The 20,432-nt window shown below is 69.9% G+C and carries 20 protein-coding genes and 2 pseudogenes; 4 read left to right on the top strand and 18 right to left on the bottom strand.

Features of this window, described 5'->3' with window-relative positions; all coding sequences use genetic code 11:
- Positions 1–195 precede the first annotated feature (195 nt).
- The 3 genes from ACWGKU_RS29145 to ACWGKU_RS29135 form a co-directional block, all read right to left on the bottom strand.
- The gene (locus ACWGKU_RS29145; RefSeq protein WP_331768831.1) at positions 196–1,281 is read right to left on the bottom strand and encodes a PD-(D/E)XK nuclease family protein; all 1,086 of its coding nucleotides are present in this window, start codon (positions 1,279–1,281) and stop codon (positions 196–198) included.
- The gene (locus ACWGKU_RS29140) at positions 1,278–2,648 is read right to left on the bottom strand and encodes a hypothetical protein (RefSeq protein ID WP_331768656.1); all 1,371 of its coding nucleotides are present in this window, start codon (positions 2,646–2,648) and stop codon (positions 1,278–1,280) included. Before ACWGKU_RS29140 ends, ACWGKU_RS29145 begins: the two co-directional genes overlap by 4 nt.
- A 200-nt stretch (positions 2,649–2,848) precedes the next feature.
- A complete protein-coding gene (locus ACWGKU_RS29135; protein ID WP_331768655.1) occupies positions 2,849–3,541 on the bottom strand; it encodes a hypothetical protein in 693 nt (230 codons plus the stop codon).
- 638 nt (positions 3,542–4,179) lie between these two features.
- Between ACWGKU_RS29135 and ACWGKU_RS29130 the strand changes: the two genes are divergently transcribed.
- Positions 4,180–4,920: a M48 family metalloprotease gene (locus ACWGKU_RS29130; protein WP_401056280.1), complete on the top strand. Its 741-nt coding sequence runs from the start codon at positions 4,180–4,182 to the stop codon at positions 4,918–4,920.
- 577 nt (positions 4,921–5,497) lie between these two features.
- Here ACWGKU_RS29130 and ACWGKU_RS29125 read toward each other — a convergent pair.
- The 15 genes and pseudogenes from ACWGKU_RS29125 to ACWGKU_RS29055 all read right to left on the bottom strand — a co-directional run bounded on the left by ACWGKU_RS29125 (position 5,498) and on the right by ACWGKU_RS29055 (position 18,202).
- Positions 5,498–6,127 (bottom strand): Fic family protein, encoded by a 630-nt coding sequence (locus ACWGKU_RS29125; protein ID WP_331768653.1) that lies wholly within the window; start codon positions 6,125–6,127, stop codon positions 5,498–5,500.
- Entirely contained in the window at positions 6,117–6,764 is a 648-nt protein-coding gene (locus ACWGKU_RS29120; RefSeq protein ID WP_331768652.1) for a hypothetical protein, read from the bottom strand. Before ACWGKU_RS29120 ends, ACWGKU_RS29125 begins: the two co-directional genes overlap by 11 nt.
- A gap of 45 nt (positions 6,765–6,809) precedes the next feature.
- Positions 6,810–6,932, bottom strand: a complete 123-nt coding sequence (locus tag ACWGKU_RS29115) for a hypothetical protein (protein ID WP_331768651.1) — start codon at positions 6,930–6,932, stop codon at positions 6,810–6,812.
- Between the two features lie 50 nt (positions 6,933–6,982).
- Positions 6,983–7,210: a hypothetical protein gene (locus ACWGKU_RS29110; RefSeq protein ID WP_331768650.1), complete on the bottom strand. Its 228-nt coding sequence runs from the start codon at positions 7,208–7,210 to the stop codon at positions 6,983–6,985.
- A pseudogene (locus ACWGKU_RS29105) lies at positions 7,207–8,061 on the bottom strand (IS5 family transposase). The gene ACWGKU_RS29110 and the pseudogene ACWGKU_RS29105 overlap by 4 nt, the downstream one beginning before the upstream one ends.
- A 102-nt stretch (positions 8,062–8,163) precedes the next feature.
- On the bottom strand, positions 8,164–9,144 hold the full coding sequence (locus ACWGKU_RS29100) for a 3-oxoacyl-ACP synthase III family protein (RefSeq protein WP_452191633.1): 981 nt from the start codon (positions 9,142–9,144) through the stop codon (positions 8,164–8,166).
- A gap of 562 nt (positions 9,145–9,706) precedes the next feature.
- Positions 9,707–10,732, bottom strand: a complete 1,026-nt coding sequence (locus ACWGKU_RS29095) for a hypothetical protein (RefSeq protein ID WP_331768648.1) — start codon at positions 10,730–10,732, stop codon at positions 9,707–9,709.
- A gap of 151 nt (positions 10,733–10,883) precedes the next feature.
- Positions 10,884–11,381 carry a hypothetical protein gene (locus ACWGKU_RS29090; protein WP_331768647.1) on the bottom strand — a complete coding sequence of 166 codons (498 nt, stop codon included), beginning with the start codon at positions 11,379–11,381 and terminating at the stop codon, positions 10,884–10,886.
- 86 nt (positions 11,382–11,467) lie between these two features.
- Positions 11,468–12,163 carry an HAD family hydrolase gene (locus ACWGKU_RS29085; RefSeq protein ID WP_331768646.1) on the bottom strand — a complete coding sequence of 232 codons (696 nt, stop codon included), beginning with the start codon at positions 12,161–12,163 and terminating at the stop codon, positions 11,468–11,470.
- Between the two features lie 125 nt (positions 12,164–12,288).
- Positions 12,289–13,434: an MFS transporter gene (locus ACWGKU_RS29080; protein WP_401045357.1), complete on the bottom strand. Its 1,146-nt coding sequence runs from the start codon at positions 13,432–13,434 to the stop codon at positions 12,289–12,291.
- A 962-nt stretch (positions 13,435–14,396) separates the two neighbouring features.
- Positions 14,397–14,846: a TIGR03618 family F420-dependent PPOX class oxidoreductase gene (locus tag ACWGKU_RS29075; protein WP_331768644.1), complete on the bottom strand. Its 450-nt coding sequence runs from the start codon at positions 14,844–14,846 to the stop codon at positions 14,397–14,399.
- A 161-nt stretch (positions 14,847–15,007) separates the two neighbouring features.
- Entirely contained in the window at positions 15,008–15,742 is a 735-nt protein-coding gene (locus ACWGKU_RS29070) for a hypothetical protein (protein WP_331768643.1), read from the bottom strand.
- Positions 15,743–15,836: 94 nt separating this feature from the next.
- A pseudogene (locus ACWGKU_RS29065) lies at positions 15,837–16,560 on the bottom strand (B3/B4 domain-containing protein).
- Between the two features lie 36 nt (positions 16,561–16,596).
- Positions 16,597–17,250, bottom strand: coding sequence for an FMN-binding negative transcriptional regulator (locus ACWGKU_RS29060; protein ID WP_331768872.1), 654 nt, complete (start codon positions 17,248–17,250; stop codon positions 16,597–16,599).
- A gap of 748 nt (positions 17,251–17,998) precedes the next feature.
- On the bottom strand, positions 17,999–18,202 hold the full coding sequence (locus ACWGKU_RS29055; RefSeq protein WP_331768642.1) for a hypothetical protein: 204 nt from the start codon (positions 18,200–18,202) through the stop codon (positions 17,999–18,001).
- 103 nt (positions 18,203–18,305) lie between these two features.
- On the opposite strand from ACWGKU_RS29055, the gene ACWGKU_RS29050 reads away from it, so the two are divergent.
- The 3 genes from ACWGKU_RS29050 (at position 18,306) to ACWGKU_RS29040 (ending at position 20,310) form a co-directional block, all read left to right on the top strand.
- The gene (locus tag ACWGKU_RS29050; protein WP_452191631.1) at positions 18,306–18,479 is read left to right on the top strand and encodes a hypothetical protein; all 174 of its coding nucleotides are present in this window, start codon (positions 18,306–18,308) and stop codon (positions 18,477–18,479) included.
- Between the two features lie 428 nt (positions 18,480–18,907).
- Positions 18,908–19,969 carry a DUF2776 family protein gene (locus ACWGKU_RS29045; protein ID WP_452180022.1) on the top strand — a complete coding sequence of 354 codons (1,062 nt, stop codon included), beginning with the start codon at positions 18,908–18,910 and terminating at the stop codon, positions 19,967–19,969.
- Positions 19,970–20,178: 209 nt separating this feature from the next.
- Positions 20,179–20,310, top strand: a complete 132-nt coding sequence (locus ACWGKU_RS29040) for a hypothetical protein (RefSeq protein ID WP_331768639.1) — start codon at positions 20,179–20,181, stop codon at positions 20,308–20,310.
- Positions 20,311–20,432: the final 122 nt, after the last annotated feature.

Genomic DNA, 20,432 nt, shown 5'->3' with positions numbered 1-20,432 from the left:
CGGGCGGATCAACTCCTGTGCAGGATCGCGGGTTGGCGAGCCGGCCATGCCCTTCAGGCCGCGGTCCTTTCGTGCCTCGGGGCGGTCCCACGCTCGACGCTGGTAACCGGACGGGGCATCCAGGCAATGCTGACGGCGGAGGGGTTGTTGCGGCTCCGTCTGCGGGATGCCGGTCTCGGATGGGCAGCGACGCCATCAGGGCCCTGGCGGGCCTGGTAGCGCCGCGACTTTGAGGGGGCCCGGCCCGCGGGCTGGCGAGTCTCCGCTGGGTGGACGGCGGTGGACGAGGGCGCGACGCGAGTCCTTGTCTGTCGTTTGAGGAATGGGCAGGTTGTTCTCCTTCAGGAGCTCCTTCGCGCCGGTTTGATCCAGGCGCTTCCCGCCCGGGGAGGTTTTGACCTCCACTTCGTAGCCGTAGGCCGTGTATCGGCCCGGGCGGGTCCGACCGAGCGCGGCCAGGTGGTACTTCTTCTCCTTCTTCCAGTCCCTCTCCTGTGCGGCGGCTTCGGAGTAGCCAAGGGCATGGGCGACGATGTCGGCATCGGTGCGCACCTCGGCAGCCTGGGCCGGCTCCGCGCCCGGCCAGCACCTCGTCATGTAGGGGCAGGAGTCACAGGTGAGGTCCAGCCCTGGGCCTCGGTGGGCATCGCGCGGTGCGAATGCAGGCGCCTTGGCGTGCCGCAGCAGGTCCCGCACCCGAGCGTCGACGAAGGCCTCCTGCTTGGACCCGAACTCCCCGATCCACACCCCGGAGGTACCTCCGTGAATGCGCGACATCGGCACCACCGCCACCGCTCGGATCAGGTATCCCATCAGGCGCAGTGCCGTGGCGTAGCCGTAGAGCTGCAGGAGCCGGGCGCGTGAGGGTTCGTCGCCGTCGTCGCCTTGGTCGTAGCCGTGGGTCTTGAGATCGACGAGTAGTCCGCCGCCGATGGCGGGGGTGAACAGGTCGAGCCGGCCCGGGATCTTCAGGCCGCGGACGGGGAGGATGACGTCGTGTTCGACGAGGGTGAGTTCGTGGCCCAGTTGTGCGGCGAGGCGGGGCAGCACCCAGTCGTGGGTGGCCTGGCCCAGGTGGGAGGCGCGCTGCTCTTGGTGGGAGTGGTCGTCGGTGGGGGCGTAGCGGGCGAGTTGGTAGGCCGCGCGGCGGGTGCATCCGCCGAGGCCGGAGATGGACAGGGCACCGGGGTCGTGGTGGTTGGCGGCGGTGGCGGTGCGGAACACCGCTGCCAGCGCGTCCTCGAGCTGGCGGCGTTGCGCTTCGAGTTCGGCTCGGTTCACTGTGCGGAGTCGGGGCAGTCGTCGCGGTGGCGGCCGGTGGGGGCGTCCTCACAGGCGCACAGGTCGGGCATTTGTGCCCGGGGCGCGATCTGGAGTGGGGTCGGGGGGCTCTGGTCGGGCTCGGATGCGGAGGGGGCGTCCGGCTTGAGCAGTTGCCGGTAGATCGCGTGGGCAGAGTTCCCAAGGGTCTTCTGTGCCTGGAGGATGAGCTGTTCGTCCTCGTCCGTGAGTGTGCCGTTCGCCTTCTCTTTCGTGGTCCTCGTCTGGTTGCCGAGGAGGATCTGGTAGACGCCGTTCGGCTTGAGCGCGTCCGCCATACCGCGAAGGACTTCCCAGGCGGCCTGACGGGGGTCCGGGGCGTCGGACGTGACCGTGTTCGGGTGTTCGGGCTGGTGCGGGGTCGGCTCGGGGGTGGAGCGGGCTCGGTCTGTGTCGGGCTGTGGAGTGGTCGGCGGTTGCGTGGCCGGCCCCGGGTCGGTGCGCTCCGGGACGGCCGTGTGGTCGTCACCCTGGTTGGTGTCGGCCAGGTCGGGCGTGGGTCGGTCGGCGAGTTCGGTGGCCGGTGACGTCAGGGCCTTGGTGGGTGCGGGGGTGTCGGCCAGGAGGTGTGTCTGCGGCGGGTTGGCTGGCGGCATCGGTTGAACGGGTGCGGGCGCCGTGGTGGTGTCGCCCGGCGGTATGGGGGCCTCGTCGCCGAGTTCGGGCGCGGGGAGTGTGTCCTGGAGGGTGCGCTCCGTGGTGGGTGTGCTGTCCGGGGTGGGCTGTGCAGCGGCGCCAGGGGTTGCCATGGGCAGTGGGGCGGGGTCCGCGGTGAGGAGGGTGCCCCAGCCGCGGGGGGCTCCTCGTACGACGTGCGCGGCATGGGTGTTGACGGTCAGGGAGGTGACGCGGGCGTAGAGCATTTGCTTGGGGTAGCGGCGCCAGAAGTTGGCGTTCGGGCCGCTGGTCAGCTCTGCCACCAGGGCGTCATGCATGGTGTAGGTGGTGAAGAGCTCCCCCTGGCTGGGCCTGTTCGGGTCGGTGACGGCGACGGTGCAGCGTTCGTCGGTAGCTTCGACGATGCGCCAGCCCCAGCCGGCGCGGTGCAGGAGGGCCCGCTGCGCAGAGGCGTAGAGGGCCAGCCCGCTCTCTTCACTGTCGTCTGGGTAGAAGCTGTTGATGGCTTCCCAGGTGGTCAGGCCCAGGTCCTGCCCGGCCAGCAGGACGAGCACGAGGTCGACGGCGTTGCCCTTGAGCCAGCGTGGCAGTCCTCGGGCGTGTGAGAGCATTTCGGCCCTGCGGACGTGGCGTGCGAACTGCGGGTCGTCGTCGAAGAGGTCGGCGACGTCGGAAAGGGCGGGGAACGGCGACACTATTGTTGCATTCACGACAATCTCTTTCTCGTGCAATGGTTCATGCGCGGGCTGGTTCCTGGGCAGGGGTCAGTAGGATCGCTGGGTGGAACTGGGGGTCAGGCCGCCCTTGCTCGGTGGGCCGAGCGTTTTCGCTGCTCTGGCAAGGGGGTGCTCAGCGTGCGGATGCAGCCGTGGGGGCTCGGATGCGCCGGGTGTCAGGGAGCGGCGGCGGGTCACAGGGTGAGGACCAGCGGGCCTTCGATTGCCGGGCACCGGTCGGCCATGTGCTCGAGGATGTGGTGGTATCCGTCGAGGTCGGTGACGTTGTTGGTGTCGCCGTAGGTGATCTGGACCCCTTCCTGGCTCCAGGAGTGCCCGTCACCTGCCACGGGGAAGGAGAGCCTGGAGGCGTAGCAGCCGTCCTCGGTTCGGCCCTGGGGGTCGTTGTGGAGGTGCCCCCAGATCTCGGCCCGGAGGGTTGCCAGCGCGGGGTCGGTCGCGGGGCCGCGGTCGCTGTGGATCGGGTCGGCCTCCGGAGTGTCGGTGGTCGTCTGCTCGGCTTTGTCGGGCGCGGCACGCCCGAGCAGGACGTGGGCGATGACGTCGACGATCCGGCTCGGCTCGCCAAGGGTGGTCAGCGGAAGAAGGGTGGGGGTGTCGCTGGTGCCGTCAGACAGCAGGGCAGCGGCCTGCCATCCTGCTGCGGCGGTCCAGGTGGCGACGGCGCCGTGGGGAAAGCGCTCCGGGTCGAGCTTGGAGTGGCCGGCCGGCCATTCCAGGACAGCGCCGGGAATCGCGGTAACGCTACCGTCGAGGAGGTCGTCGGTGTCGCCCACGGTGAACTTAGCAGGACGCAGGCCCCTGAGGGTCAGGGCGCCGTCGACGCGGTCCAGATAGGTTTCGGCGTGCCGACTGGAGACGTTCATGGTTCCTCATCTCGTGGTGGCCTCATCGAGGCTCTGTGTGTGAAGGGGTAGCGCAGCGCTGTCCCGGCACAGGTCGGTCAGGTTGCGGCGAAGGGGAACCTAGCCAGCTCCACTAGCGAGTCAAGGGGGTTCAACGGACACCTGAAGATGGCGCATGATCCGGGTTCGAGCCGCGAAACCTGCAGTTCGGCGAGCGTGAGTGGGTGCGCGCCCGGCCGAAGGGGCGCCCGGGTGGCACGACTGGCTGCACACCAGCCGCATCGGAGCTGTGACCGGTAACGAGTTGCCACGCCCCTCGCTCAACAGGGGAGAAGGGCGGCCGGCGGCCAGGAAACGATGGCAGGCTCAGGTCCGCCGCAGGCTGCCACCAACGGCGCGGTAACACCGTCGGGGCCGTCGTCTGCACCGGTAGGGTCCACGTGTCGGCGAAAGGCCCGCCGCTGCGCGGGGTCACACAGGGGGAGCTGCCGATGACCCGGCCGGCCCGTGCACGCGATGTCCTGTCCGGCGCCCGATGGTGGGTCGTACCTTTGACCGCCGCGGTCGGCACCGCGACGCTTCGCGCCTTCGGTCCATGGCGGGGGTGGGAACCCGGGCTCTGGGCGGTTGCGGCAACCACGGTCACCGTCTTGTGGCACATGTCCGTGCTTGGACGCATCGCGTTGGACAGCGCCCTGTTCCACGAGGTTCCCCGATGGGACTACTACGCCTACGCCGAGGTCGAACTCGGCGAAGTCCCGGCCCGGGACCGGCACGCCATCATGCGCCGCTCCCGGCAACGCGTCGAGGAGTTCACCCGGATCCACAACCTGGTCCACGTGTCGCTGGGGATCCCGGCGCCGACCCCGCACGGATACGCCGAGGCAAGCGCGCTGCAGGCCGAGGGCCGCCGTCACATCTCGATCGGGCACCGGTGGCTCAATCGCGACTCACGGCATCTTCCCGTCATCCTCGAGCACGAGCTCGCACACCTGAGGCGTAGGGACGTGTTCCGGCGCCTGTTCCGGCGTGCGGCGGGCAGCGGCCTCGCGGTGGCGGCAGCGTGGGGCGAGCCCCTACCAACAGCTGCGGCGGTGTGCGGGGCGCTACTGATGGCGGGGGTGGCGGCCGGTTGGTGGAGCGAGCTTGCCTCCGATCGGGCCGCACGACGCTCGTGCGGGTCGGTGGCAGCGGCAGCGATGTGGCGCGAGCAGATCGAGGAAGACCGTGGCATTCCGCGGCTGCGGCGCTGGGCGGTCGCCGGGCTGAGCCTGAGTTCCCATCCTCCGCTGCGTCTGAGGATGTGGCTGGCGTCGCGTGGGCGGCCGTACGGTGGTCGGATCCGCAACCATCGACGGGGAGCGAGAGAAACTGGCGCGCCGTCGGAACCGTCGGTGTGAGGGCGGCAGGGCAAGGGTCCGTAAGCGAGCAGGCCGCCCTGCGCTGCTCGTGCGGGGCGGCCTGCGCGACTGAAAGGCCGGTGGAGCGAGTCGGGCCAATCTGAATTCGCCTGCACTGTCGCCGGACGCGACGACCTGTTGCTTCTCGTGGGCAGACTCGGGCTGTCGGAGGTCGAGACCAGCCGCCTGGCCGGTGTGACTAGCAGGACGGTGCGCAAGGCAGCTGGCTAGGGCACGGCCCCGCGTGGGTGAGGCCCACCGCGGACCCGCGTCCAATTCCTCCGGACAGGTCGCGCCGAACGGCCGACTGGTCTGGAAACGGGACTCAGAGGGCGTTAAGTCCGTTTCTGGTAGCGGCCGCGTCCCGGTTGGTCGAGGAGTCCCTGGCGAACGAGTCGTCCCAGGCGGGAGCGGGTGACGTTGATCGAGGGGTCGTCGGTGGGCAGCCCGAGGAGTTCGTGCAGGTCACGGACCTGGAATACCCGTCCGGGATGATCGTTTGTCGGCGTACACGGGTAAATGCTCAGCCGCGTACTGCTGAACGTGCTCGCCCATTCGCTTCAGCGGGGGCCTTTTCTCACCGCGCGGTTGCCCGACGGTGGGTGGCGCGGATCAGTACGGCGACCAGAGCCGCCAGGTCGTGGGCGCCGTCCGGGTCATCCGCGTAGCGGGTGGTCTGCAGCGGCCCCACTTCGTCCAGGCGTACTCCTTCCGTTTCCAGGACGTGGGCGAGGACCAGTAGTGCCAGGCGGGCGTTGCCGTCCGGGTAGGGGTGGAAGAAGGCGATGTCCAGGTACGCTCTGGCCGCGCGGGCGGGCAGAGGGACCGACGGGTCGGCGCTCTGGTACAGGCAGGCGGCGAAGTCCTGCCAAGTATGGGGCGTCAGCCCGTATCGCTCCCGGCCTTCCTTGGCGAAGGCGTCGCTCTGACGCAGACGCACCTCGTCCACACCGAGGACCAGCTGCTGCCAGCCGGTGAGCAGGGCCGGGGTTAACGGTTCTCCCCGTGACGCCGCGGCGCGGGACAGGGCCATCGCGGCAAGCAGCCGGCCGGCGCGGTCCGGGTCGCGGCGGCGGACCGGACCGTCGAACCAGGCGGCGAGTCCGTCCACGACCGGGCGCACCGGGGCCGGGCGCACGCTCGCGGCCGAGGACCAGTCGACCTGCTCCCTGACCTTGCACCACACGGCCAGCGAGTCATCGCTCACGGTAGAAACCCCGGCCGGTCAGGCGGATCGCCAGATCCTCTCCCACCGTGTCGACCAGGGTCGGGGCGGGTGCAACGTGGCTCTTGAACCGACCGCCAATCGCGGCTTCCACCGCTTTCTGGGCCTCTTTCTGTCCCAGGCCCGTGGAGGTGAGGAACCAGGTCAGCGTCGTCTCGCAGATCCCGTACCAGGACGACTCGGCGTGGGTGCTGTTGACGACCGCAGTGACCAGGCGGGTCACCGCGCGTTCCAGATGCCAGCTGCGGTCCTCGGCGTCCGCGCCGGGAAGCGGTGCGAGTTGCTCGAACCGCTCGGCCATGTCCTCCAGCCAGTCACGCCACTCCAGCAGACAGGTCACGACGCGTTCGGCGGTCTCCTCCGCCTCCCCGACCGAGTGCGCATCGCAGCACCAGGCCTCGACCGGCCCACCGTAATGGGTCGAGTGATCCCATCCGCAGGCCCACCGGCCGTAACGGGACACCAGGAGCACGGTGACCTCGTCGATGAATCGAAAGCCCGCCATCCGCTCGGCACCAATGGGAGGCACCAGCGGAATGATCAGCGCCGTCAGCTGCGCCGCCTCATCCTCGTCCCAGTCGAAGGCGTGCCGGCTGGGCTCAGCGGCGGACCACGGCAAGTCCCAGGCTCGTTCGCGGTGAATGGACGTGGTGTACCCCCGAAGTCAGACATGACGGAACAACTGACCGATCATGCCGACCAGGTCGAGACCTGTCACCCCAATTTGATGACCACCGGCCTGCGTCTCCTGCCGCCCGGCTGCCTTCACCCAGCCGAGCACGTTCACGTGTACCCGCCTGAGCACTTACCCGCGTACGCCAACATCGTTGAAGGCGGTCACGATGCGCTGGTAGACGGTGGCTGGTGTCCCTCGGTAGCTTGTGTGGATTCGGTCAGGGCGAGCCCGTCGATGACCTTGCTGGCGGTGACGAGCTCGGCGAGGCGGGCCTCGGCCTCGGCCAGGGCCCTGGTGAGTTGCCCGATCTGTTCGCGCAGCCCGTCGGCTCGTGCGGCGGTCTCGTCGTGTTCGGTCTGCAGCAGCCGCAGGAGTTCGGTGACGTTCACGCGGCCAGCTCGACGCCGTCGCGCCAGGCGGGGCTGGGGGTGGTGAGGCGGCGGAGCATGCCGGCGGTGGAGGCCCAGTAGACGCGGGAGGCGGCGTTGTCCAGCCGGTGGTCGTAGTCGCGGGCGAGGCGCCGGTGGAGCATGAGGGTGCCGTTGACCTGCTCGACCACCCACCGCTTCGGTTGCGGGACGAAGCCCTTGCCCACGTCGTCTGGGTTGCGGCGGACCACCTCGACGGTGATGTCGTTCACCGCCCCGTGGATGATCACGGCGTCCTTGAAGCCCTGGTCGACCAGGGCCGTCTGCAGGCGCATCCCGCATCTCTCGGTTGCCTGGTCCAGCAGGGCGATGCCGGCCTCGTTGTCGTGCGCACTGGCGGCCAGGACCACCACGCCGAGTGATCAGGCCCAGCACGTCGACGGCCAGTCCCCGCTTCCTGCCGGGCGTCTTCTTGTTCGCGTCGAGTCCCGTCGTCTCCTTCGGCACCCCGCCGCCACGCGGACGGACTGGGCGTCGATGATCACCAGGGACGGGTCCTCTAATCGTCTGGCCCGCTCCCGCACCTGGCAGCGCAGGATCTCCTGGATCCGCGGGTCAAGGCCGCCCTGGCGTCAGAGGGTGAAGTAGTAGAACACCGCCGACCAGGCCGGGAAGTCGTGTGGCAGGAGCCGCCACTGGCAGCCAGTCCGGTTCTGGTACAGCAGCGCGTTCACGACCTCGCGCTGGTCGCAGGAGCCCGGGTCCCCGGTCGCCGAGCGCGACACCCGGTCCCGCTTCCAGGCGGTGACCAGCGGCTCGATCAAGGCCCACTGCCCGTCGGACAAGTCCGTTGAGTACGGCATCCGTTCCATGATCCCGACTCCATCATGCGCACGACACGAGAGTCAGTGTGAACGCCTATGTACCCCCGAACGGGCGACGCCAGATCATCCAGAAGCGGACTTAACGCCCTCTCAGTCCACGAAGTCGGCCTCGCCGCACCAGCGAAGGACCGATCCGGCCGTGGTCCATCCCGCTCCGAAAGCAGCCAGAAAGACCGTCGCGCCCGGGACAAGGAGTCCTGTGTCGACAGCACGGGCCGCCGTAAGCCCCACGGACGCCGACACCGTGTTGCCCAAGTCCTGGACCGTCGTACAGGATTTCTCCATCGGCACGTCCAGTCCGGACAGCACGTTCTCGATGAGCCGCAGGTTCGCCTGGTGAAGTAGCACCAGATCGGCCTGCCCGACAGCAATCCCGCTGCCGGCCTCCAGATCGCGGATCAGGGCAGGGACCCGGTTGGATGCGAACGCCTTGACCGCCTGGGCGTCCATGGTGAACCCGTGCAGGTCCTGGCTCGTCAAAGCCAGTCCCTCATAGCCCGCGGGATCGGTACGAGAGGACCCGTAGAGCAGGCCGGTGTCCTCCCGGCACTGCCGCAGCAGCCAGCAGCACGCCCCGTCGCTGAAGATCGTCGCGGCCAAGCCCTCACTCGGACCGATGTCGTCGAAGTCCATGAGGGCGCTGCTCGCCTCCGACTGCACGACAGCAACCGTTCCGGCGCCTGACCGGACAAGGCTCTCGCCGAGCTGCAGGACGCCCACCGCACCCGCGCACCCAGCACCGACCACGTCTACCGGAGCCATCCGCAGGTCCAATCCCACTTCAGCGATCAGGTCCGCCCCAAGGCCCGGCATCAACCGCCCAGGCGTCGTGGTGGAGGTCACCAGCGCATCGATCTCGCCCGGCGCGACGCCGGCCCTCTTGCAGGCATCCATCAGCGCCTGGGCAGCCATCGTCGTCACGTCCTCACCCGTATCGCAGTGACGCCGCCGCTCGATCCCGAGCCGCTCGCGCACCCACCCATCGGACAACCCGGTCGCCCGTTCCAGGGCAGCGTTCGGGACAACCCGATCGGGCACGTAGGACCCAATGCCAAGAATCCCTGCGTTCATCGTTGCTGACATCCCTTCATCACAGCGGCGCCGCCTGGACCTGTTGGAGGTCACCCAGCCCGGCTGGAGGTGGCAGTACCACATCCACCGCAGACCGAGTAGGCGAACACCGACCACCCCGGGGCCCTGTCCCAATCCTCATCGCACGGTAGGTCCGTGGCCCTCCCCGTCCCGTCCGGAACCTGTTCCGCGGACCTTCGATTGCTGCCCCGCGGAAGAGCTGACTCCAGGCTCCCGCCTCGCGGGACGCGATACCGGGCGCCGAACAACAGTGGGCGCTGCCGTCCGGCGTCATGATCGGCCGCGCCCCCACGCCAGCAAGTGCCGCTTCAACCCTGCGGACGCACTCGCGCGCATCGCACGCAGCTCCCAGGATCCTGCCCATGCTCTGCCCGACGGCGCTTCGGTCGATCCTGCCGACGCCGCTGAACGCAACCCAGCGCAGGCTTCCACCGGTACGAAGGCGCCGTCAGCGGGCGGGTGGCTCGTTCGTTTTGGGAGGCCACCGGGCGGTGCGGCTGCGGTGCCTGGGGTACGGGCGTGGATCCGGTCTTGGTCGCTGTCAGGAAGCAGGTTGGGCTTCCTGTGTCCAGTCGTGGTTCCGCAGTTTGTCGAGCTGGGCGACCTCGACGGTGAGGGCGGTCTTGGCCTTGGCGAAGTCCTCGGCGTGGGCGTTGATGAGAGTGTTCTGGCGGTCGGACTCGGCTGCGAACCAGATGCCGATCAGGTTGGTTTCGTGTTTGCAGGCGACATCGGTAAGGGCCTGGGCGATCTCTGCGGTACCGGGTGCGGGGTCGTCGAGCGAGGTCACGTTGTCGGTGGCGTGCAGGGGATCGGTGAGGTTGTAGCCTCGGGACTTCATGCAGGAGGACCAGGCGGCGACCGCGGTGACGACCTTGGGGTCGGTCTGGGATTCCGTGAACGTTTGCGCCTTGATCGCAGTAACGAGGCCTTCTCCCCCGCTGGCGGGTCCGCCGGGGCCGCCGGCGGCGGCGGGCATCAGTCGCTCCAACTCAGCGCCGCAGCCGTGCTCGGGCAGTGCCTTTCCTGCGAACTCGGGGGCTCGTGCTCCTGTCTTGGGGTCTGCGCCGGTGAGGACCGTCCGGGTCGTGTCCTTCATCTGCCCTATTGTCACAGGCGCGCTGTCCGGGCTGCCGTCACTGGCGTGGCCGGTAGTGGGGTTGTGGTATCCCCAGGCACGGGCGGTCTGCGTGTCCGCGACGCCGTACCGCCGGTTCAGCAGGCCATACATCTGGCTGTCGGAGGTCGGCTGCGGCACGACCGGGTAGTCCTGGCCGTAGCGTTTCATGCACGCGCCGGTGGCCGCCTGACGTACCCAGTCGTATTCGGTGGCCTGCTTCGGTGTCAGCATGTAGATCTCGATCGGCAGGTGCAGCCCCTCGACGCCGTTGGTGACAGTCGGCGTCGGCACGGGGTCAGACGGGGCCGGCTGCGAGCTGGCGCAGTTGGTGAGCGTGAGAACGGCGATCGAGAATGCCGCTGTCGTCCGGAGGGCGCGGCGGGTCCACGGATGTTCTGCCCCGGAGCCGGTATTGCCCGCCGCAGTCGTCGTGTGTGAGGTGGGCACGGTTCTCCACGTTGTAGGAAGGGCACCGCCGAGGACCGGCACGGGGTGGGACACGTGCCGGTCCTCGGCGGAGTTCGGGTAGCCAGCCGCGTGGTGTTCGGCCGGTCTTCGGCCTCTCGGCCGCTGCCTGCGCCCGGAGGGCGTTTGGCGGCTAGCAGTAGATGCCAGCCCACTCGTTCTTGTTCTTCACCGCCGAGGTGAGGTTGCCGCCGCGGTAGGGCGGAACCCAGTTCGCGTCCCCGAACGAGCCGTACTCCGTGAAGATGCCGAGGTTGCAGCCCGCGCTGTTCTCGACCGACGCTGCGTTGTGCCACGTCCGTTGTCCCGCCCCGCGCGAGCCGTAGGCGTCCGCCTGGAAGTATCCGTAGGGCGCGGCCATGCGGTCCTCCCGGTAGTTCGACTTGTAGACCGCGCCCTCGGCACCGGAGTTGTAGTAGAGGCACCAGAACGTGGGGTCGTCGCTGCCGGTGGTGCAGCGCCACGGGTCGCTGTAGGTGTTCCAGCCGCTGATCGTGGTGCTCGTGCTCGCGTGGGCGGCCGTGCTACCGGTGACCACACTGGTGGCGGCGACCGCCAGGGCGGCGGCGCCGAGAGCGATCTTGTGGGCCTTCGAGGTGGCGTAGGTGCTGTTGGAGGTGGCGATGGTCATGGTTGCTCCTTGTATGAGGTGTCGTTTCGGAGAGGAATCGCCTGAGGTGACCGTGTGCCGAGCCTTGGCGCCGGGTTCCGGTTGCCTCAGGCCGCGGCGCCAGCCCGAGCCATCGGTCGAGTCGGTGACGGCTTGCGAAGCGCCAGATCGATGGCCTCTGCCAGTGTGTGCGCGACGGGGGCTCCGGTGGCTCTGAGGGCGGCCTCACAGTGGGATCCGCCGGTGTAGAGGACAACGCCAATGCCGGCCTGTGCGGCGGCGAAGGCGTCGTCGGCAGCGTCGCCGATAGCGACGATCTGTTGCGGGGGCAAGCCGAGGTTCTGCACATGACGGCGCATCGCGGCGGCCTTGGTACCGCCGGTGGGGCCCCTGCGGCCCTCGGCGAGGCGGAACAGGGTACCGACGCCGTGGTGGGAGAGCTCGGCGAGGAGGTGTTCGTGGGTGTGCAGGGACAGCAGGGACTGGGTGCCGCCGCGGGCGATCCACGAAAGCAGTGCGGCGCGAGCGCCGCTCATGAGGTGGCTGGCGTGCGGCAGGTGACGCCGGTAGCTGGCCTGGTAGATATCGTCGGCGATCGGCCATTCGTCGCGAGTGAGCTGTCGGCAGAGAAGCCGGGCGTAGAAGTCGGGGACGGGCACGCAGTAGGTGTCGCGGTATTGCTGCATGTTGATCGGCCCGACTTGGAGCGCGGCCAGTGACTCGTTGACAGCGAGCAGGCGGGCCTGGTTGTCGTCGAGGATGGTGCCGTTCCAGTCCCAGATGCAGTGCCTTCGGGGGGTCATGGGTTCGGGTTCTCTCTTGCTAAATGGCGGAAAGATTGCAGTGGCGCACCGGTGGCCAGGAGCGTGTCTGCTCTGGGCGGCGCAGCCGTTGGTCGGGGCACGCTGTGGCCGCTGGGTCTGTGGGTTCAGGCTGTGTTCGGTACCGCACGTGCGGCCGCAGCTAGGCAGCTGGCCAGACGGCCGAGGCCGGTGGCGGCGGCGACCAGGACCAGGGCGTATGAGGCGACGGCCCCGTGGTGGTCGGCCAGTGGACCGGCGAGCGCCGTCCCGATGGCGCTGCCGGTGCCCACGGCGGCCACGAGCCAGGAGAAGGTCTCGGTCAGGCAGCCAGGATCCGCGGTCCGTCCGGCGCGTTCGAACACGACGCCCAGTAGCGGGCTGAGGAACAGACCAGGTACCAGTGTGAGCAGGGCCATCACCGCCAGGTTGGGTGGCGCGACCACCAGCGGGGCCCATCCGAGTGTGAACCCGGCCACCAGATGCAGCAGCGTCCGGTCGCCCACTGTGCCGGCCTGCCGCCGGCTGAACGCCAGGCCCCCCACGCAGCTGCCCGCGCTGAACGCCCCGAGGAGAACGCCTGCACTGGTCCGCTCGCCCACGCTGTCGGCCCAGGCCGTTCCGGCAACGCCTTGCGCTCCCAGGGCCATGCCGACCAGTAGGAGGACGATGGCGATGCCTCGTAGCTCCCCTGAGCGCATCGGCCCGATCCAGTTCGTTGGCCCGGCAGGAGGGGGCTGCCAGGCACGGGATGGCGCCGACGTGGTCATCGCCCATGTCCCCAGCCAGCCGACGACGGCGATCAGAATCAGTGCCGTCCCGGCCTCGGACAGCGCCATCGTCGCGCTCACCAGTAAGGGACCGAGGGCGAACAGCAGGGACTGTGCGGCGACGTCGAGTGAGAACGCCGCGGTCTGCAGTCGCTGCGGAACGGCTTGCGACCATAGCGCTCGCAAGGATCCCTCCAAGGGCGGGGTGGCGAGGCCGGCAACGACGGCCGCGCCTGCGGTGGGAAGCCGCTGTCGGGGGTCGAGAACCGCGAGGACAATCATGGCTGCGGCGGAGATGGTCGCAGCCGCGATCAACGGGAGGCATTGCCCGTGCCGATCCACTAGGCGGCCGAGCACTGGCTGGCCGATCGTCGCCGCGAGGCCGTAGAGCCCTGCAATGACGCTGGCCCACAGGTAGTTGCTTCCTGCGGCCACCGCGTACTGCAGGATGGCCAACGGCGCGGACGCCGCAGGAAGACGACCGACGAGCGAGGCCAACAGCAAGTGCGGAACATGCGGAACCGCCAGTACAGCGCGAACTCCGGCAGGCGGATCACGGCGTATGGGATCGGCCTTCGCTGGCCGAAGAGAGACAGGCATAGATGTCCCTGGGAGCGGCTTTATCGCAAAGCCCCCAATTACGCCGCTCCTCAGAATTGACGAGGTGGCAGAGAGGGAGGCTGTACGGACTGGACTAGGCAGTGCGCGGGACGGCCTTGGCGGGATTCCGACGGCTGCGCCAGGACCGGATCGGCAGCCGTTGGCGGCGGCGTCCTCGCCACGTCTCCGCAGCCAGACGCGCATGCTCCGCCTCACGGATGCGCTCCGACATGGTGAACTTGGCCATTTCGAAATGAAGCCAGTCCACGACAGACGACCCCTCCTCGTATCAGAGCAGCAGTTGACCGGACCGGCCCAGCAGGGTTATTCCGCTGGGCCGGACACCGAAGCTTTTGCTTCGTCGAGAACGCTAGCCACCGCCGCCGCAGCCCGCATTGCGGAAGGGCGGCAACCGTGCCAGGAACCCGCATTGCGGGAAAGGAGCTACGGAGTTCCCGCCCAGCGGAATTCCGAGGCCGCGCGCAGCCCTTGCACCGGTCGACGGTCCACCACAGCCACACCGGCTTGGGATCACGGTCGCCGGGCAGGTGGTCGACTTGCAGGTGGATCAACGTGCCCTCAATGACGGGGAGTTAGCCGTCGTGGTCGAGCCAGCAGGTGCGGTGGGTAGGCCGGGGGTGCAGTCGGTCCCGGCTGTCGGCAGTGGCGGTGCCGTAGCACGCGGTGGCGGTCGTGGTGGTGCCCGCTGGAAAGGTGTCCGACAGGCGGCTCCTCCCACGGCACACCCGCCGAACACCCACAGGGACAGAGTGCGAGCGCCGGCAAACCGGACCGAGGGCGCCGGCCGCTCGATGGTGGTCGGCGCCCTCGGTCTCCAGGCTGTCAGCAGTTGCCCGGCAGGTGCACTACTCGGGGGCGGGGACGGGGCCGCCGGGTCGGAACCGCTCCACCCCGACAATGTGCCGCACCTTGACCGGGCGCACGATCACCGCGACCCGCTGCTCACCCGGCATGGTCCACTCGTAGCGCTCCACGCCCAGGTACTTGCGGGCCAGCCGGTCCATCCGCTCGTGCGCCTCCTCGCCCTCGACGAAGCGGGACACCACACCGCTGATCTGCACGCGGTCGAAGGGGTCGGTGGCGTCCGCGTGCGAGAGACAGACGCGCGGGTCGCGACGCAGGTTCTCCTCCTTCACCCGCCCCACTGAGGTGTTGAACGTCAGTTCCCCCTCTCCCTCCAGATCCACCCACATCGGGCTGACCTGCGGTGCCCCGTCGGCGAACACGGTGCCCACGTACCAGATGTTGGGTGCCTGCAACCGAGCGCGGACGGCTTCGTCGAAAGTCGCGGTCATCCCGGGAGGCTACCAACCACGAAGGGTGCCGACCGCGTATGCGAGTGAAGCCGCTGATGAAGCCGTGAGGGTCGTTCTGCCGGTCGGGGGTGGGGTAGAGGCGTTGGCGCTGGCGGCCTCGTCGGCGGCCTCGGCGGCGAGGCGGATCCTCAGCAGTTCGTTCAGGCCGCCGGAGTCGCAGAACGCCAGGTGGGCAAGGTCGACAGCCAGGCGCTTCGGGAGGACGTCGAGCGCCCGGTCCAGGGCGCGCCGCGGGCCGGGGCGGCATCAGAACGGGGGCTCGTCGTACCAGGAGCCGTCCCGGTGCACGGGTGGCTGTTGCTCGTACGACCGAAGAACGGCCACGGCGTCCATGACCGGCCGAGCTCGATGAGGCAATCGGTCCGGGCCTGCCTGTCGGCGGGGGATTGCCGTTCGAGAAGGGCGAGGGCTTCCTCAGTGCGTCCGGCGCCGGCCAACATCCTGGCGACGGACGAGACCGAGTACGAGATGTCGCCCTCGGAATGGACCCGGGCCTGCTCGACCGCTTCGTCAACACGGTCGCAGGCGGCCATCAGCGGCAGCCGGATCCGGAACAGCTCCCACTCCTCCTCGCCGCGGCGGACCTTGAGGTCGTCGAGGTAGTCCAAGCCGTCCTGGGCGCGGCCCCGGTCGGCACACAGGGTGCACGGCGTGTCAAGGATCCAGTCCTCCGCGCCGCCGGGGGCGTCGGCCTGCGCGCGCATCACCTCGATCGCCTCCTCGACACGGCCCGTGCCGCGCCAGCAGTTCGGACAGTCGCACCGCCATGTTGCCGCGGGTGTGGGACGGCTCGCCTGCCCTGCCGGTATACGGCGACCCTCGACGTCGCCGCGCTCCTCCAGCAGTTCCGCGAGCCGCCGCGTGTCGACGATCACGCAATTCCCCGGCCCGGCGGTCACGGTTCCCCAGGGGGGGCGGTGACCGCCGGGCCGGGGAGAGGTTGCTCATGCATCAGCTCGTGTGGAGTTGTCAGGTGGTGACCTTGGGGTGTGCCGGGCTGAGGTAGTGCACGGTGCTCTGGTCGGTGTGCGGGGTGAGCAGGCTCTGCAGCTCGTCGGCGGCGGACTCGAGGTGATGGCCGTCGCGGGTGGCGTGGAGAGTTTCGAGGACGAAGGCGACGTATCGGGAGTCTTCGGCGACGCGGGTGCGGTGGGCGTCACGGTGGTTCCAGTGGCGGGTCAGGACTCCGGTGGTGTCCGCGTAGATGATCTCGCCGGGGTTGGGGTGTTCGACGGTGTCGGGTTCGCCGAGCGGGGTGAAGGTCTCGGTGCCGTCCGCGCGGCGGATGGTGACGTCGCCGGTGACGTGGTCGAGGTCGAAAGCGCCGGCGGGCAGGCCGTGGCGTGCGGAGACGGCGTTGTAGGAGTCGACGGCCGGGTTGATCCGCGGCAGGGCGCCCTTCTTGGCGAGGCGTCGGCCGAGCGCGTCGACGCTGGGGCGGGTGCGGCGGGGGTTGGTGCCGAAGGAGCGGTAGGCGGTGTGCCAGGCCTCGATGCGGGGGTCCGCCTCGTCGGCGGGCTGCCTCGTCGGCGGGCTGCCAGGTGCCGTCGGCGAGTTGCCGCTCCAACTCCTCCAGGCCTGCGGTGGTGAGAGGCCAGGTTTCGTGGCCGCGGACACCGAGGGCGGTGACCACAGCGATGAGGGTGTCGGGGAAGTCTTCTGCGACGGCGGGGTCGAGGCGGAAGGCGGGCATGGGCGGGCTCCGTTCGGTGATTTGGGCGGGTGTGGGTCAGGGCATCCAGGTGCCGATGCGGTCCAGGCGGCGGAGCTGCTGGCGTGCGGCGGGCGCGTCGAGGCCCTGGCCTCGTGCGACGAGGTGGTCCGCGACGGCGGCGCGGTGCCCGACGGGCTCCTCGTCGTCGTACGTGAACTTGGCCCGTACTTCGGTGACTTCCAGGCGCAGGCCGCGGACGCCGGACAGCATCCGCCCGTGCGGTGGCCGGCCGACGGCAACGAGCGCGTGGTCGCCGTCGGGCTGAAAGCGGGCGAGCTGGCGACGCAGCAGCTCGGCCTTGGCCTTGGCCTCGGGATCGGGATCGGGATCGTCGACGTGGGCGCGGCAGGTGAACTGGACGGCCGTGCAGTAGCTGGTGGGGACGCCGTCGTGGGGCGGTGTGCCGGGCTCGGCGCGCCAGGGGCCGGGGATGAAGGCGTAGTCGCCGGTGACGGTGAGGGTGACGTTCGGGTCGTGCTCGATCGCCTTCCAGGCCGGGTTGGGGCGGGCGAGGTGGATCAGGAGGTTCTGTCCGTCGCAGGCGAAGTGGATGGGGAGAGCGGCGGGTGGGTGACCGGGCAGGCCGTTGACGCTCAGGAGCCCGAAGTCGTGGCCGTCGGCGATCCAGGTACCAGGACGACGGCCAGGGCCCCAGCAGCGGGCGAGCAGGCAGGCGCCGGGAGACGGGGAGCCGCCGAGGCCGGCGCGCCGGACGGCGGACCGGCGCCAGGACGACGGCACCCGGACGGCAACGCAGGAGAGCAGCAGCGCCCGGACGGCGACGACGAACAGCACCGGCCCGGACGGCAAAGCGGCAGCAGCGGCGAGGCCGCGGGACGGCCCGGCCGAACCCCGGCACAAACCGAACACCGACACCCGTGCCGGGCCCCCACCCGACCATTCCAACCCCGACCAAGAAAACCCCACCGACCAATTCGGCAAAACACCCGAACCGAAATACCACCACGAACCACGCCCGGAGAAGACCACCCACCCGGCCAACCCCGACCGACCCCACCCCCAACCCCCACCACCACCACACACAGTCACCGAAACACAGACGACACCAACCCCGTGCACCCTCCCGACAGGACCAACCAAAGGTCCAGACAACCAGCCACCCAAGCCCAGAACACGCCCACAACCACCAACAGGTCACACCCGCCAAGTTCCATCACCATCGCTCCGTGACGAAACCACCCGGCGCGGCACAGCCCGACGGCAGGCCGGACTACGGGCCCGCGGGGCCGGGCGGCAGAACCAGGCCGCCACAGCACCGCGCGGGTTCCGTCACCAGCGACCGGTGACGAAACCGTCCGGCGTAGCACAGGGCGGAACCAGGCGCCGCCGGCACAGACAGGACCAGGCACCGCCCGCGGACGCAGCGCGGCGGCAGACCAGGCCCGCCACCGCCAGGTCACGTCCGGCGGCCCTTCCCCGGATAGAGCTGGGCGTGCAGCACCCGCTCCGCCCACCACGGGTCATCCGGTGCGAAGACCAGCGCAGCCACCAGCTCGCGCCGAGTCGGAACCGGCAGCACCAGCGGCACCAAGTCCTCCTCCACACGCTCCCGCTCGCACTGCGGGCACTCCAGCCGGCCGGGGCCGGCCTTCTCCCGCAACTCCAGCTCCGAGCCCTCCTTCCCCCCGATCGAGCCCCGGCACGTCCAGCACGGACGCAGCTTCGCGTTGGCCGTACGGGCGGCCTCCGGGGTGCGGCCGGCGGTGGCGGACCTGCGGCTGGCCGCCGAGGAGAGCCCGGCCGTCGCCGAGATGCTGGCCGCCGTCCCGGCCGGCGCCACCCGGATCGAGGACCTGGTCCAGCGCGGCCCGGCCGCCCCCATCTGGCACCCGCTCGGCGCGCGGGGCGGGCGAGCGTGCGGCTGGACCGAACTGTAGGCAGCGAGCGGACCGGCGCGGTGAGCCGCCGGCCGTCCAGGCCCCTCCCCTCCTCGCCCCCATCCCCCGGCCGGTGGCACCGCGAAGCGGGGCCGCCGGGCCACCGCGCAGCGGACCACCACCACGCCGGCGCGCAGCATCAGGTTGTCGGGATCCCGTCTCCGCTCCTGCGGTCGGATTTCCGTGAACGGGTCGACGCCGCCGTCGCCGCGGTCATGCCGTACCCACTTTCCGTCAGCTGTTGGCAACTCGCCGTGTCCGCCGACAGCATCGCAGGCCACCACCGGGGTCCCGCACAGCGGGTGTCGCCGTGAGCCGATCGGACGAAATCCGTGGACACCCGCCGCCGGGGTCCCGGCCGGAGACCCGGCGGGATGAACACTGACTGCCGCCCGGAACCGGCGGGCGCGAGGGAACGAGGAGACCTGGTGAACCACGGAATGAGCGTGCTGCTCCGGGCGATTCCGCTGCTCATGGGCGCGGTGTCGGCCGCGCTCGGCGGCTACATCCTCGCGCACTCCACCGGGCCGAGCGCCCGGGTCGCGGGCCTGACGCTGGTCTTCCTGGCCGCCGTCTGTCTCTGCCTGTTCGCCGTCGCGGCGACCGTCGTGCGGCAACTGATCGGCCGTTTCGGCGCGTTGGACCGGATCGGCTACCCGGCGTTCGGCTTCGCGGTGGCCGGGGCCGCCGTCGTCTACGGGCTGGGCCTGCTGGCGGAGAGCCACCGGCCGGTGGCCGACTTCGTGGCCGGCAGCGTGGTCCTCGGCATCGGCCTGGTCTGCGTGTGCGTCTCGTCGGTGGCCGCGGTCGCCACCCGCTTCACGCTGATCGGGCAGAACGCCGTCCTGCCGGAGGGTTCCCCGCCGCGCTCGCCCGCGCCGTTCGGCCGGTCCGCGGCCCGGGCGCTGGTGGCGGTCCCAGTCCTGGCGGCCGCCGCCGCCTGGGCGTGGGCGATCGTCATGCTGGCCAACGGGGGCGGCGGGGACTCGGACGGGCGCTTCACGGCCGGACACGTGGTGGTCGACCAGGCGATCGTCTGCACCGCCCTGATCGGGCTGGTGATCACCTTGCTGCGGCAGATCCGAAACACGTACACCCGACGGGAGCGGGTCTGGTGGCTCGTCCCGGCCGCCGTGCTCGGCGCCATGGACATCACCGGGGGCCTGGTCGTCGTCGCCCTGGACCCCCGGCCCGGTCAACTGGCCACCGGGTACGTGCAGATCGGGCTGGGTCTGCTGTGCTGGACAGTGCTGAGCGCGGTGCTGCTGCTCGCTCTCGGCTGGCGCCGTGCCGCGCCGCCGGCCGGCCGCGCCCCGCTGGTCCCGGTCGGCACCACACTGCTGTGCCTGTTCATGTCGGCGTTCCTGTTCGAGTCGGCCGACCCGGACGTGATGGTCGCGGCCCGGGTCCTGGTCGGCCTCGGCGCCGCCTGCTTCTCGCTCTTCGCCGTGGTCTCCGTCCTGGAGGCCGGCGTCGCCGACCGGAACTGACCGGCCGCCCGAAAAAGCCGGCCGAGAACAGCGAAGGCAGGGAGCCGAAGCTCTCCTGCCATTGTCCAACTCATACCGGACAGGGGGCCTTGTGGCAAGGCCCCCTCCCTGGCGCACAGTCGCTGACTGAATCGGGAAACCCGCGCAAACCGCACAAACCGGGTGTACCGCGTGCAATTGCCCGGCAGGGGATCGGAGAAGCAGGACACATGACCCAGCAGACGACCAGTGCCTTCGAGCTGCCCGAGCGGCTCGCCGCCAAGGCGGACCCGGCTCTGATCGCCGACGACGAACGGCACTTCGTCGGCACCCAGCCGCGGGCCAGGCCGGCGCCGTGGTGAAGGGTGCGGATGCCGTCATGCCGGGCTTAGTACTGCAACGGTGCTTACTGTGGCGAGGCTTCAGCTCTTGGGCTGTGGCCTCGTCGTTTGTAGTGGCTGGTCCGGGCCTGGTGTTGGCGTCG

The organism is Kitasatospora sp. NPDC054768, from assembly GCF_053612025.1.
This window is presented reverse-complemented; position numbering and strand designations above follow the sequence as displayed.

What these genes read in the sequence shown, in the direction of transcription:
- ACWGKU_RS29135 (WP_331768655.1), bottom strand. Translation starts at nt 3,541, where the DNA reads ATGAACGTCTCCAGTCGGCACGCCGAAACCTATCTGGACCGCGTCGAC.
- ACWGKU_RS29130 (WP_401056280.1), top strand. Translation starts at nt 4,180, where the DNA reads ATGTCCGTGCTTGGACGCATCGCGTTGGACAGCGCCCTGTTCCACGAG.
- ACWGKU_RS29100 (WP_452191633.1), bottom strand. Translation starts at nt 9,144, where the DNA reads ATGAACGCAGGGATTCTTGGCATTGGGTCCTACGTGCCCGATCGGGTT.
- ACWGKU_RS29090 (WP_331768647.1), bottom strand. Translation starts at nt 11,381, where the DNA reads ATGACCATCGCCACCTCCAACAGCACCTACGCCACCTCGAAGGCCCAC.
- ACWGKU_RS29085 (WP_331768646.1), bottom strand. Translation starts at nt 12,163, where the DNA reads ATGACCCCCCGAAGGCACTGCATCTGGGACTGGAACGGCACCATCCTC.
- ACWGKU_RS29075 (WP_331768644.1), bottom strand. Translation starts at nt 14,846, where the DNA reads ATGACCGCGACTTTCGACGAAGCCGTCCGCGCTCGGTTGCAGGCACCC.
- ACWGKU_RS29040 (WP_331768639.1), top strand. Translation starts at nt 20,179, where the DNA reads ATGACCCAGCAGACGACCAGTGCCTTCGAGCTGCCCGAGCGGCTCGCC.